Here is a 12,699-nt window from a genome sequence, read left to right as displayed (position 1 = left end):
CACTATCAGGCATTTATCTGATGATAGCGCCATCAAAGATAAGGAACTGGCCCAAGCCCCTTGAAGAAGCGTCAGGTCGATGCGCCGAAGAGAAGGACGACGCGTAGTCCCGGGTGCGTGTTGCGCAACGACAGCGTTGCGCCGATGCGCTGCGCGCCGGAGCGGGCAATGGCGAGGCCCAGACCAGTGCCTTCGGTTTCGTGGCTGGTGGACAGACGCGCGAACCGCTGTCCGGCTTTGGCGATCTCGGCTTCGGACAACCCCGGTCCGTCGTCGGCGACGATCACCGATACGCCCGCACCGTCACGCGCCAAGGCGATCGTCACCTGACCGCCGGGCCGATTGTAACGGATGCCGTTGTCGATCAGATTGGAGAGGATTTCGAAGATCAGTGTCCGATGACTGTCGATCGCGACCGGCTCGGGCGCGTCCAGATGCAATTCGACCGATGCCTCGATCGCCTGCGCGATCCGCCGGTTGATGACCGCCACCGCGACCTCGCGCAGGTCCACGCGTTCGGATGGCGGCGCGACCCCGGCTTCCTCGGCGCGGGCGAGCGCCAGCAATTGCTTGACGAGATGTTCGAGCCGATCAGCGGCATCGGCGATCTCGCCGAGCGCCGCCGGGTCGCCGCGCCGCGCCAGCGCCACCTGCACCTTCAGTACGGCGAGCGGGGTACGCATCTGGTGCGAGGCGTCGGCGGTGAAGCGCCGCATCCCCGCGGTCGCCGTATCGAGGCGGGCGAGCAGATGGTCGAAGGCATCGGCGAGGGGGCGCAGCTCATCGGGCAAGGGACCGGCGTCGAGCGGCGACAGATCCGGGGTCGCACGCGTGTCCCGCGCGGCCACCGCGTCGCGGAGGCGCGACAATGGTCGCAGGCTCCACGACAGCGCCGGACGAATCAGCAGCATCGCGACGCCGACCAGCGAGACCTCCCCGAGCAGCAACGCGAGCAGCAGCCGGTTCCGCAGCGCGCGGCGGCCGTCGAGCGTTTCGGCCACCTGCACGATCACCGGCGCGGCGATGCGCGGCAGGGCGCGGCGCACCTCGGCGATCCGGATGTCCTGATCGCGATAGCGCGCGTAGCGGAAGCGCGGCGTGTCGAGCGTCAGTTCGGTCGCCCTTGGCGCAGACAGATCGGCATAGCCGGTGAGCAACCGATCGCCGACCGCAATGCGGTAATAGACGTTGTCGCGTTCGCTGTTCTCCAGCATTCCGAAGGCGGCGGCCGAAAGGTCCATCGTCACCTCGCCGCGCTCGACCTGCACCGTTTCGGCGATCGCGCCCAGTGCGCCGCCCAGCACGCGATCGTTGGTACGCCGCACGGTGTCGGCGATCAGCGTCGCGCCCGCCAGCCCGAGCAGCACCGCGATGCCGAGCAGCGGTGCGAGCAACGCCGCGAGCAAGCGTGTGCGCAGCGCGGGCGCACGACCGCGCGCGGGATCATCCGCCATCGAGCAGATAGCCGACACCGCGCACGGTGCGGATCGCAGGGCCGTCGGGCGCCAGCTTGCCGCGCAGTCGGGTGATGTTCACCTCGATCGCATTGGGGCCGACCGGCTCGTCATAGCCGAACACTTCCGACTGCAAGGTTTCGCGCGGGACGATCTGGCCCGCGCGCGTCGCCAGCGCATCGAGCACCGCCCATTCGCGGCGACGCAGGTCGAGCGGCCGATCGCCGATGCGCGCGGCGCCGCGCGACCGGTCGAGCACCAGCGTTCCCACCACCAGTTCCGGCGTGGGATCCCCCCCACGCCGCCGGCCGAGCGCGCGGATGCGGGCCTCCAGCTCCTCGGGCGCGAAAGGCTTGCGCAGATAGTCATCCGCGCCGAGATCGAGCCCCCGCACGCGATCGTCGAGCGCGTCACGCGCGGTCAGCATCAGCACCGGCACCCGATTGCCCTGTCGCCGCAACGTCTGAAGCACCGCAAAGCCGTCGATCCCCGGCAGGCCGACGTCGAGCACCACCAGCGCATAGCTTTCCTCGGCGACGACCATCAGCGCGTCCTCGCCATTCGCGACATGATCGACCGCATGGCCGGCGGCGCGCAACAGCGCGACGATCCCGCGCGCGAGCGCCGCATCGTCCTCGACGATCAAAATCCGCATGTCACGCCCGAACCGTGAAAGGTGGATGACAGCTTGCCCGCATAATCCATGTTCCACAGCTTACCCGAACTCAGAGGCGGGAAGCGAGAGGACCTGAACGATGCGTATGCCGATCCTGTTGATGCTGGTGCTGGGGCTTGCGACGCCCGCCGCCGCGCAACGCCCGGCGGGCTACCCCCGCTCCTATGACGCCCTGATCGCCGCGGCGCGTGCCGAGCGCGGCGTGCATGTCTTCGGCAATGCCGACAGCGCCGCGATGCAGCCGCTGATCGCTGCGTTCCGCCGCACCTATCCCGGCGTCGCGGTTCGCTACGACGATCTGGAGTCGCGCGACATCTATCGCCGCGTCGTGGCCGATGCGGCGGCGCGGCGGCCGGGCGCGGATCTGGTGTGGTCGTCGGGAATGGATCTGCAGGCCAAGCTGATCAACGACGGCTATGCACAGGCCTATCTGAGCCCCGAGAAGCCCGCGCTGCCCGCCACCGCGGTGTGGAAGAACACGGGTTATGGCGTCACCGCCGAGCCGGTCGCGTTCGTCGTCAACCGGCGACTGATCCCGCCGGCGCTGGTGCCGCGCACGCATGAGGCGTTCGAGCGGCTGCTGCGCAGTCGCCGGGCCGCGTTGACCGGCAGGGTCGCGACCTATGATCCGGCGCAGTCGAACGTCGGTTATCTCTATCTGGCCGAGGATCAGGCGATCACGCGTGACACCCGCTCGCTGGTGCAGGCGATCGCCGCCACCCGCCCGATGCTCTCGCGCACGACCGAGCCGATGCTCGATGCGATCGCGGCGGGGCGCATCGCGATCGCCTATAATGTCGTCGGCCCCTATGCGCTGGCGCGGGCGCGGCGCGACGCGCGGATCGGGGTGATCTTCCCGCGCGACTATACGATCGTCGCCTCGCGGGTCGCCTTCATCGCGCGCGATGCGCGGCGGCCGGCGGCGGCGAAGCTGTTCCTCGATTTCCTGCTGTCGCGCACCGGGCAGACCTTGCTCGCACGCGAATGGCTGCTGCCGGTGCGCGCCGACGTGCGCGCGCCGCGGCTGTCGCGCGAACAACAGCGCCCGATCCGCGTCGGGCCGCAGCTTCTCGTCAATCTCGATTCGATCAAGCGCCGCCGGTTCCTGACCGACTGGCGGGCGATCCTCGCCGAAGGGGCCAAGACGCCATGACCATGTTCCGAACCGCCAGCGCGCTGATCGCGCTGCTCGCCGCCTCACCCGCCCTGGCGCAGACGCCGACCGCCGATGAACTCGCGGTGCTGGTCCGCCAGCAAGCGGCGGAGATCGCGACGCTGCGGGCGCGGCTCGACCGGCTGGAGGGGGCGCAACAGGTTGCCGCCGTCCCTGCCGCTGCTGCGACCCCCGCGGCACCGGCGACGTCCATCCCGCCGCAACTGGCGCAGACCGACGTCCTCGGCCGCGACACCGTCACGCGCCCCTTCGCGCCGCAGCTCGTGCCACCCGGCCCCGCCGAGCGCGATATCGTGCAGGCGCGGCAAGCCAATGCGGCGGGCGTGACGACCGAATGGGGTGCCGGGCTGCCGGTGTTCCATTCCGCGGACGGCATCTACACCTTCAAGCCGCGCGGGCGCATCCTGACCGACGTCAGCTCCACCTTCGGCTCGAAATACGATGGTCGCAACTTGACCACTACGGGGATGCGCGCGCTGCGCCTCGGGCTGGAGGGTGGCGTCGGCACGCATTTCTTCTACCAGTTCGAGACCGACTTTTCCGAGAATGAGGTCGACATCGTCACCGCCTTCATCGGCTGGCGTGATCGCATCGGCAAGGGCGTCGATTACGACGTGCGCGCCGGGCACCTGTTCAACGATCGCAGCTTCGAAGGCGCGACGGGATCGGACTCGACGCCGTTCATGGAGCGGACCGTCGTCGCCACCGCGATCATCCCGCAGCGCGGCTTCTACGGCGTCGGCATCATGCCGCGCGTGTTTTGGAAGAGCGGGCACGCCTCCCTGACCGTCACCGGCGACCGGATCGACGGCAACCAGAGCGTCAGCGACAGCCGTACCGCGCTCGCCCGTGCACATTGGAACCCGATCAAGACCGAGCGCGGCGTGCTGCACCTCGGCCTGTGGGGGTTCGACGAGGCCTTGTCGTCGGCGGCCACCACGCTGACCCGCAACACCGTGATCGGCGGGCGCTTCAACGGCGCGCTGCGCGTGTCGACGGGGCCGCTGCTCGGCGGGCGCAGCACCACCGGCTATGGCGTCGAGGCGGGCGGCTATATCGGCCCGATCTGGGTGATGGGCGAGGGCGGCCAGCGCCACGCGCGGCTCGACGCCGGCCGCCCCGATTTCGTCAGCAAGGCGTGGAGCCTGTCGGGCGGCTGGTTCGTCACCGGCGACCTGCCCCCGTACAATCCGCGCCTCGGCAGTTTCGGCCAGCCGCGCGTGCTGAAGCCGATCTTCGACGGCGGCCCCGGCGCGATCGAACTGACCGCACGCTACGAAAACCTCGACTACACCAGCCTGCTTAGCGGCGGGCGCGGCTGGGCGGCGACGATCGGCGCCAATTGGTACCTGAACAGCTTCACCCGCTTCCAGATCAACCTGGCCCATTGGGACACCGACAATCGCGCCGGTGCCTACACCGGCGCGGACAACGGCGAGACGCTCGGCACCCGCATCGCCGTCACCTTCTGATCCCCCTTTCCTCCTGACGAAAGCATCCTTTCGATGGACCTCGCCCTGCTCGGCTTCCTGATGGTGGCCACCTTCATGACGCTCATCATGACGAAGCGGATGACCCCGCTGGTCGCGCTGATCGTCGTCCCGACCGCGTTCGCGCTGCTCGCCGGCTTCGCCTCCGGGCTGGGCGACATGATGATCGACGGGATCAAGAACCTTGCGCCCACCGGCGTGATGCTGCTGTTCGCGATCCTGTTCTTCTCGATCATGACCGATACCGGCCTGTTCGATCCGCTGGTCAACCGGCTGCTGCGCGTGGTGCATGGCGATCCGCTCGCGATCCTGATCGGTACGGTGGTGCTGTGCGCGATCGTCAGCCTCGATGGCGACGGATCGACCACGTACATCATCACGATCGCCGCGCTGTTGCCGCTCTACAAACGCTACGACATGAACCGCCTGTATCTGTGCTGCCTGTTGATGAGCACCAGCGGGATCATGAACCTGACGCCGTGGGGCGGCCCGACCGCGCGCGCGGCAAGCGCGCTGAAGCTAGATCCCGCCACGCTGTTCCTGCCGCTCATTCCCGGCATGATCGCGGGACTGGCCTTTCTGATCGGGCTGGCGATCTGGTTCGGGCGCAAGGAGCGTCGCCGGATCGGACACGTGAAGGCGAACGAGCCGACCAGCTTCACCGGCATGGCGGTGTCGCAATTCCCCGAGGCGCGCCGCCCGAAGCTGCGCTGGTTCAACGCCGCGCTGACGATCGCGCTGATCGCCGGGCTGGTGTCGGGCATCCTGCCGCTGTCGGTGTTGATGATGCTGGCGTTCGCGGTGGCGATGATCGTCAACTACCCGCAGGTCGCCGAACAGAAGGAGCGGATCGCCGCGCACGCCGGCAACGTGCTGTCGGTCGTCTCGCTGATCTTCGCCGCTGGGATCTTCACCGGCATCCTGTCGGGCACCGGGATGGTGGAGGCGATGAGCAAGGAAGTCGTCGGCATGATCCCGCCGGTGCTGGGGCCGTATATGGCGCCGATCACCGCCGCGCTCAGCCTGCCATTCACGTTCTTCATTTCCAACGACGCCTTCTACTTCGGGATGCTGCCGATCCTCGCCGAAGCCGGCGCGCATTACGGTGTCGAGCCGATCGCGATCGCGCGTGCCTCGCTGATGGGGCAGCCGGTCCATCTGCTCAGCCCGCTGGTGCCCTCGACCTATCTGCTGGTCAGCCTCGCCGGCATCGACCTCGCCGACCACCAACGGTTCACGCTGGTGCCGGCCGCGGCGGTGTGTGCCGTGATGACCCTTGTCGGGATCGCCGTGTTCGCCTTCCCGCTCGTCAGCTAATCCGGGAGCGACGATCATGATGGTGCAACGGACCGTACCGCTCGTGCTGCTGCCCGCGATGGGCTGTGACGGGCAATTATGGGCGCAACAGGTGATCGCGCTGGGCGACATCGCCCATCCCGAACTGGGCGACCTGACCGTCGATCCGACGCTGGAGGCGATGGCGGCGCGAGTGCTCGCCCACGCACCGCCACGCTTCGCGGTCGCGGGGGTCAGCCTGGGCGGCTATGTCGCCCTGGAGATGATCCGCCAGGCGCCGGAGCGCGTCGAGCGGGTGGCGCTGTTCGGCACGCGTGCCTCGCTGCGGATGCGCGCCCGCACGCTCGACGAACAGGGGATGCTGGCGATCGCGCCGCATGCCGATCCGATGCTGACCCCGATCATCAGCGGGCCAGTGCAGGCGATGGCCGAGCGTGTCGGCGCGACCGTGTTCGAGCGGCAGCAACGCGCCCTGCTCGCCCGGCCCGATATCGGCGATGCGATCCGCTGCGTTCGCGTGCCGACGCTGGTGGCGGTCGGCGAGCGCGACCGCATCTGCCTGCCTGAGGATGCGCGCGAGCTGGCGGCGAGCATTCCGGGTGCGCGCTTCCGGCTGATCCGCCACTGCGGGCATCTGGCGCCGATGGAGCGCCCGGGTGAGGTGACCGCGCTGTTGCGAGCCTTTCTGACGGATCGTCTCGACGGCACATGACCAGCGCGTTCGTGCTAGCATTGCCGCATGACCGCTACCGACGAGATCGAGACGCTACGCGCGGCACTTCGCGCCGGGCGTTGCCAATGGGCGCTGGAAGCGGCGGAGCGGCGGCTGGCAGATGCGCCTGACAGCGTCGATCTGCTTGAGGTCGCGGCACTCGCTGCCGCGGCCACCGGCGATCTCGATCGGGCGGAGAGTCATCTGCGGCAGGTGGTCGCCGTCACCCCACAGGCCCGCTGGGCACGCGACGATCTGGCGCACCTGCTCCTGCGCCGGGGCCAGCCGGAGGCGGCGGAAGCGGTGGCGTGCGCGGCGCTGGCGCACGATGCCGACGATCCGGCGGCGCACGCGTTCCTCGGACAACGGCTGCTACAGCGGGAGCGGTTGCACGAGGGTGCGTGGCATCTGCGGGCAGCGCGGCACACGTTGCCCGCGCAAGAGGCTGCCGCGCTGGCGCCGGCCTTGGGCCGCGCGATGGTGCGGATCGGGCAACTCGACGAAGCCGCTGAACTCGCGGACGAGGGGTCCGGGTCGCTGGAGGCGGCGATGCTTGCCGTCGAAATCGCCGAACAACGTGGCGCCGCCGACGTGGCCGAAGCCGCGTTCGCACAGGTTCAGCGGCTGGCGAACGGGCGCGATGTCACGCTGCTGGCTGCGCGCGTGCTCGCGATCGGAGCGCGTTGGCGAGAGGCACTGGCGATGCTGGACCGATTGCCCGATGGGGCATCGGGGGCGGCATTGCTCCTGCGCGGACGATTGCGGGAGCGCGCCGGTCGGAATGCCGAGGCGTGGCGCGACTTCGTGGCCGGCAAGGCAAGGCTCGCCCGCGGCTACGATCGCGGTGCGGTGGACGCGCACTTCGCGGCGCAGCGCCAATGGCCGCCGGCGCTGACGCCGGCAGGATCGCGGCGCGACGTTCCACAGCCGATCTTCATCATGGGCATGCCGCGTTCGGGCACGACGCTGGTCGAGCAGATCCTGTCGGCACATCCAGACATCAAGGCAGGCGGCGAGCTGCCGTTCGTCGCGGAGCTGCGCGCGTTCGCGGGCAGGTTGCTCGGCACCGACGCGCCACTCGCGGCGACGATCGCGCAGTTGCGCGTGGCGGACCGGCATCATCTACCGGCGGTGTTCCGCGACTTCTATCTCGCGCGGGCGGCGGTGCATGGGCTTGGCGAGGGCGCACGCTTCTTCACCGACAAGATGCCGCTCAACGAGGTCGACCTGCCATTGATCCGGCTCGCCTTTGCGGACGCGCCGCTGATCCTGATGCGGCGGCATCCCCTCGATGTCCTGGTATCGATGATGGCGCACGACATGACGCACGGCAGCCACTGCGCATACCGGATCGAGGATGCCGCCCATCACCTCGCAGGCGTGTCTGCGCTCCTCGCAGATTACCGGGAGAAACTGTCGCTCGCGCCGCTGATCGTTCGATATGAGGATCTGGTCGCCGATCCGGCAGGCGAACGGGCGCGGATGATGGCGGCGATCGGGCTGCCCGAACATCCCGCGCAGGCCGCTTTCCACCGCCAGACGCGCCACGCCCCTACCCCGAGCCACGCGCAGGTACGCGAGCCGATGCACGATCGATCGGTCGCGCGCTGGCGGCGCTACGCGGTCGAGCTGGCGCCGATCGTGCCGGAGGTTGCCGACGCGATCCGACGCGACGGTTATACCGTCTGAGCGGCCGGGATCAGACGCGCAGATACCAGCCGCGCTTGTCCATATAGGCGATCGGATACCAGACGATCGCGACGAACAGCGCCACCGGCGCCAGCGCCGCGATCTGTGTTCCGACGATCGGCGCAAGCCATTTGAACGGCAGTTGGATTGCGTCGCCGGTCAGGATGATCGAGGCGACCTCGTGCAACACATAAGCGGCGATGGCGTTGCGCCCGAAACTGCCGAACAGGTCGCCCTTGCGCGCCGGGCGATCGTCGCGATCGAACAGGTTGTGGAACAGCCCGAGCAGCGCGATCGTCAGCCCGGTCGAGAGCAGGACGAAGCTGCTGGTCCACAAATTCTTGGCGATCGGAAACACGATGCCCCACGCCAGTCCGGTCACGATCCCGGCAAGCCCCGCGATCAGCAAGGTCTTGGCGGTACGCACGACGGGCAGGCCGCGGCGGAGGAAATCGCCCGCCAGTGTGCCCAGCAACGCCTGCGCCACCGCGGGCAAGGTGCCGAGCAATCCCTCGGGATCGTAGCCGAACGGCCCCTTCACGTATCGCCATTCGCCGAACACGACGCGGTCGACCCACGACACGAAATTGTGGCCGGGCACCCACAGGTCGGTGGCGCTCCCGTCCGGCACAGGCAGCAGGCACAGCACCCAATAACCGATCAGCAGCGCCCCTGCGGCAATCGCCCGCGCCCGAGTGCTCATCCGCGGATAGAGCAAGGCGCAGATCGCGAAGACGATGCCGATCCGCTGCAACACGCCCGGCAGCCGCACGCCATATTTGTGGAAGTCGGCCAGGAAGAACATATGCCCGAGCAGCAGCCCGATCAGGATCATCCGCGCCGCCCGCGCCAAGACGCGCCGCGTCGCCGCCGCGCTCCCCGCCTCGCCGCGCGCCGACACGGCGATCGACACGCCGACCATCGTCAGGAACGCGGGGAAGACCGTATCGGCGAGCGTGAAGCCCGCCCAGTCGGCATGTAGCAGGGTCGCGAACACCGGCTTGTCGAGCGATTGCACCCCGGCGGTGGCGTTGACGGTGATCATTCCCGCCACGGTCACGCCGCGCAACAGGTCCAACGAGCGCAGCCGGCGCCCGGCACGATCGTGCGGATCGCGGGGCCCCGTCGCGACCGGCCCCGTTGCTGTCTCCACGGCTGCGGTCATGCTGATCTCCCTCCCCTTCGTGCAACGATCAATAGGTTATCCGCAGACCAAGGTAAAAGGTTCGACCGTTGTCATAATAGGAGCGCGGGATCGCCGGGTCGCCGACGAAATAATAGAGTTTGGCGTTGGTGATATTCTGAGCATCGGCACTGAGCGCGAGATGTGGCGTGACATGCACCAGCAACGATCCGTCGAGCTGACCATAGCCATCCTGCCACATCGGTGTCGCGCGATCGATGCCCGAGCGGAATTTCGAGCGATAGCTGTAGGCGAAGCGCGTGCTGATCAGGTCGTTTTCGAAATAACCGGTCAGGTTCCAAGTATGTTTGGAATTGCCGTCGATATCGCGGCCGAGCCGATCACCGGGAGTGACGGAGTCCTTGTTCCGCTTGGCATCTGAATAGGTGTAATTGGCGATCACGCCGAACCCGCCCCAGATCGCTGCTGCCAATTCACCTCCGCCCCCTTGTTGACCCCGCCCCGCCGTTGACCGGCTCCTCGACGAGGAAATAGGCGCCATTGGGGTGGAGGACGGTGCGATAGAAGCGGCGGCTGGTCGTGGTGGTGATGTAGTTCTTGATGTCGAGGGCGAAGATGCCGATCGAGAACAGCGACTGCGGCGCATAGTAGAATTCGGCCGCGAGGTTGAACTGCCAGGCACGGAACGGGTCGAGCCGGGGATTGCCGCCCGCACTGCCCGACAGGCTGAGGTCGTCGACCGAAAAGGCCCCCGCGAGTTGCGCATAGCCGGGTCGCGACATCACCTTCGCCACCGCGCCGCGCAGCAGCAATTTGTCGGTGGCGTTATAGGTCAGGTTGGCGCTCGGCAGAACATCCCAGTAGGCGCGGCCATCCTTGAACCTCGCCGAATTCGCCGAACTTGTTGGTGATCGTCGGCGTCACGTTGGGCGAATATTGCAGCGTGTCGATGTCGGTGGCGGATCGTCCGCAGCCCGATGTTGCCACGCCAATTGCGATCGTTACCGACCCGGGCCATGGCGTAGAAGGCGGTATCGTCCTCTTTCACGGAAAAGCTGGACGGCGGGTAGAATGCCTCGCTGGTGCCGCCGCGCGTGTTCAGCACGTCCTCGACCTTGCCGAGATCGGCGAGCGAATAGCGCGATGGCTGGCCGATGCGGCGGTTGAAGTTGCCGGGCGTCGTGGCGCCGGCGTAAACGTCTGCCAGCCCGATCTGGTTGGTACCCGATGCCCCGAATTCGGGATCGACGGCGGGTGTGTCGTTGCCCGCCCACAGGATGCCGGTCGCATTCACCGCCCGCTTGTGGCTGGTGAAGCGCGCACCGGTCTTGATCGTGCGCAGCCAGCTTGAGTCGGCGAACTCCTGTTCCAGATCGATCTGGCTGTAGAATTCCTTGTCGGGCGAAATCGTCGATCCGCCCCAGGTTCCGCTGAAATAGTTCTTCAGATAGGCCGTGGAGGTCGGATCGGTCGGGAGGCCCGGATAGCTGAGCGTCGCGCCCTTGCCGGCGATCGCGTAGCTCATGCCGGTCTGCCAATAGCTTTCCCAGGCGCGCTCCTTGGTGGTCTCGCCGCGCCCTTCGGTATAGCCGACATTGGCGTGAACGGTCATGCCGTCCGCCGGGCGCCATTTCGCCTCCAGCGTGCCGTTCCATGTCGAGGAGAAAGCGGTGCGGAAGATATCGTCCTGCACGCGCCCGAACGCCGGCGTTCCCCCCGCCCCGGTCGCGCCCCATGCTGCGGAGGTGAGATACGAGACGCCGTCATATTCCTTGGTCGTATATTTGCCGAGCGCGTATCCCGGCGTGCCCGGCGTCGAATTCTCCGCGACCAGCTTGCTGGTCCACGCCATGCTGTTCACGTTGACGTTGTTCGCGCTCATCCGCGTGTAGAGCCCGGTCGCGATCAGCTCGAGCCGGTCGGACGGTTTGAACTGCACCGAGAAGGTGCCGCCCTTGCGGATCCGCTCCTGCGTGAAATAGGCGTCGCCGATCAGCACCGGATAGGCGACGTCGACCCCGTCGTTGTTGAAATTCTCCTGCGTCGAATAACCCAGGAATTCCTGACCGTCGCGGCGGAAGGAGCGCGCCTCGTAGAAGCCGGCGACCAACACGCCCAGCGTCCCGGCCTTGTTCTTCCAGCTCGTGACCGCCGACACCTGCGGCTTCCACTTGTCGGAAAGGTCGTTGTACGCGCCCTGCGCGGTCAGGTTGAACGTGCCCGAGGGCAGATCGAGCGGCAGGCGGCTGTGAACGTTGATCGTGCCACCGATCCCGCCTTCGGGAATATCGGCCTGCGCGCTTTTGTAGACCTCCAGGCTGCCGACGATCTCGGAGGGGAACATGCTGAAGTTGAAGCTGCGCCCGCCGTTCGCCTGATCGAGCACGAACCAGTCGCCGGTCGCCAGGCTATGCCCGTCGAGCAACGTCAGGTTGAGTTCCGGGTCGGTGCCGCGGATCGATACCGACTGGTTCTCGCCGAACCCGCCGCCCGCCGACGAGCCGGTGACGACGTTGACGCCGGTCAGGCGGCCGAGCGAGTCCGCGACGTTCTTGTCGGGGAATTTGCCGATGTCCTGCGCGGTGATGACTTCGGACACCATGTCCGACTGCCGCTTCTGGTTCAGCGAGGCTTCGATCGAGGCGCGGATGCCGGTGACGATGATGTCGCCGTCCGTGTCGCCGATCCCGCTGCGAACCTGCCCGGTGGCAGGCGCGTGCTGCGGCTGATCCTGGATCCCGGCCGGTGGCACTTCTTGCGCCAGTGCCGGCGCGGCAATGGCAAGTGCCAGCAGGCTGGCCGACGACAACACGCCTCTCACGATCATGACTGCCCCCACATCAATTGTTTTGTTTTGGTATCAATTTGTCATCGGCACCCGCGCCCTGCTCACGGATGGTCGATGACCTACCGCGAACAAAAAACATCGAGACGGCGCAATTTGCAAGCGCAAACATTACCCGAATGTGTCTGATTGTATCTCAAGGTGCCTTTTTGGTATTGTTAGGCTGGCACCGGCGTGACACGATCGCGACCTGACACGCGTGAGCACGCGGCGATATTT

Annotated in this window: 11 protein-coding genes; 5 read left to right on the top strand and 6 right to left on the bottom strand. The window is 67.4% G+C overall.

The annotated features are described in order from the left end of the window. Window positions 1-71: 71 nt before the first annotated feature. Window positions 72-1,472 (bottom strand): sensor histidine kinase, encoded by a 1,401-nt coding sequence (locus PGN16_RS05340; RefSeq protein WP_335308349.1) that lies wholly within the window; start codon window positions 1,470-1,472, stop codon window positions 72-74. Then, on the bottom strand, window positions 1,444-2,109 hold the full coding sequence (locus PGN16_RS05335; protein ID WP_335308348.1) for a response regulator transcription factor: 666 nt from the start codon (window positions 2,107-2,109) through the stop codon (window positions 1,444-1,446). Before PGN16_RS05335 ends, PGN16_RS05340 begins: the two co-directional genes overlap by 29 nt. Before the next feature lie 100 nt (window positions 2,110-2,209). Here PGN16_RS05335 and PGN16_RS05330 point away from each other — a divergent pair, with 100 nt between their 5' ends. Genes PGN16_RS05330 through PGN16_RS05310 form a run of 5 tightly spaced genes read left to right on the top strand, consistent with a single transcriptional unit; the run spans window position 2,210 to window position 8,491 of the window. Continuing rightward, window positions 2,210-3,283, top strand: a complete 1,074-nt coding sequence (locus PGN16_RS05330; protein ID WP_335308347.1) for an ABC transporter substrate-binding protein — start codon at window positions 2,210-2,212, stop codon at window positions 3,281-3,283. Further along, window positions 3,280-4,776: an OprO/OprP family phosphate-selective porin gene (locus tag PGN16_RS05325; RefSeq protein ID WP_335308346.1), complete on the top strand. Its 1,497-nt coding sequence runs from the start codon at window positions 3,280-3,282 to the stop codon at window positions 4,774-4,776. Before PGN16_RS05330 ends, PGN16_RS05325 begins: the two co-directional genes overlap by 4 nt. Window positions 4,777-4,809: 33 nt before the next feature. Beyond that, window positions 4,810-6,111: a CitMHS family transporter gene (locus tag PGN16_RS05320; RefSeq protein WP_335308345.1), complete on the top strand. Its 1,302-nt coding sequence runs from the start codon at window positions 4,810-4,812 to the stop codon at window positions 6,109-6,111. 16 nt (window positions 6,112-6,127) lie between these two features. Further along, window positions 6,128-6,802, top strand: coding sequence for an alpha/beta fold hydrolase (locus PGN16_RS05315; RefSeq protein ID WP_335308344.1), 675 nt, complete (start codon window positions 6,128-6,130; stop codon window positions 6,800-6,802). Window positions 6,803-6,829: 27 nt separating this feature from the next. Next, entirely contained in the window at window positions 6,830-8,491 is a 1,662-nt protein-coding gene (locus PGN16_RS05310; RefSeq protein WP_335308343.1) for a sulfotransferase family protein, read from the top strand. 10 nt (window positions 8,492-8,501) lie between these two features. On the opposite strand, the gene PGN16_RS05305 is transcribed toward PGN16_RS05310, so the two are convergent. The 4 genes from PGN16_RS05305 to PGN16_RS05290 are packed head-to-tail and all read right to left on the bottom strand — an operon-like array spanning window position 8,502 to window position 12,462. Next, window positions 8,502-9,656 carry an acyltransferase family protein gene (locus PGN16_RS05305; protein ID WP_335308342.1) on the bottom strand — a complete coding sequence of 385 codons (1,155 nt, stop codon included), beginning with the start codon at window positions 9,654-9,656 and terminating at the stop codon, window positions 8,502-8,504. Window positions 9,657-9,684: 28 nt separating this feature from the next. Beyond that, a complete protein-coding gene (locus tag PGN16_RS05300) occupies window positions 9,685-10,107 on the bottom strand; it encodes a TonB-dependent receptor domain-containing protein (RefSeq protein WP_335308341.1) in 423 nt (140 codons plus the stop codon). Window position 10,108: 1 nt separating this feature from the next. Continuing rightward, window positions 10,109-10,471, bottom strand: a complete 363-nt coding sequence (locus tag PGN16_RS05295) for a TonB-dependent receptor domain-containing protein (protein ID WP_335308394.1) — start codon at window positions 10,469-10,471, stop codon at window positions 10,109-10,111. Continuing rightward, entirely contained in the window at window positions 10,468-12,462 is a 1,995-nt protein-coding gene (locus PGN16_RS05290; protein ID WP_335308340.1) for a TonB-dependent receptor, read from the bottom strand. The genes PGN16_RS05295 and PGN16_RS05290 overlap by 4 nt, the downstream gene beginning before the upstream one ends. Window positions 12,463-12,699 lie beyond the last annotated feature (237 nt).

This window comes from Sphingomonas phyllosphaerae (assembly GCF_036946485.1).
In the GTDB taxonomy this organism is placed as follows: Bacteria; Pseudomonadota; Alphaproteobacteria; order Sphingomonadales; family Sphingomonadaceae; genus Sphingomonas; species Sphingomonas phyllosphaerae_E.
Note: the sequence above shows the minus strand (reverse complement) of the source record. Positions and strands in the feature narration are given on the sequence as shown.

Excerpts from the sequence above, each read along its gene's own strand:
- PGN16_RS05320 (WP_335308345.1), top strand. The coding sequence starts at position 4,810 with ATGGACCTCGCCCTGCTCGGCTTCCTGATGGTGGCCACCTTCATGACG.
- PGN16_RS05335 (WP_335308348.1), bottom strand. The coding sequence starts at position 2,109 with ATGCGGATTTTGATCGTCGAGGACGATGCGGCGCTCGCGCGCGGGATC.
- PGN16_RS05310 (WP_335308343.1), top strand. The coding sequence starts at position 6,830 with ATGACCGCTACCGACGAGATCGAGACGCTACGCGCGGCACTTCGCGCC.
- PGN16_RS05305 (WP_335308342.1), bottom strand. The coding sequence starts at position 9,656 with ATGACCGCAGCCGTGGAGACAGCAACGGGGCCGGTCGCGACGGGGCCC.
- PGN16_RS05325 (WP_335308346.1), top strand. The coding sequence starts at position 3,280 with ATGACCATGTTCCGAACCGCCAGCGCGCTGATCGCGCTGCTCGCCGCC.
- PGN16_RS05315 (WP_335308344.1), top strand. The coding sequence starts at position 6,128 with ATGATGGTGCAACGGACCGTACCGCTCGTGCTGCTGCCCGCGATGGGC.
- PGN16_RS05330 (WP_335308347.1), top strand. The coding sequence starts at position 2,210 with ATGCGTATGCCGATCCTGTTGATGCTGGTGCTGGGGCTTGCGACGCCC.
- PGN16_RS05290 (WP_335308340.1), bottom strand. The coding sequence starts at position 12,462 with ATGATCGTGAGAGGCGTGTTGTCGTCGGCCAGCCTGCTGGCACTTGCC.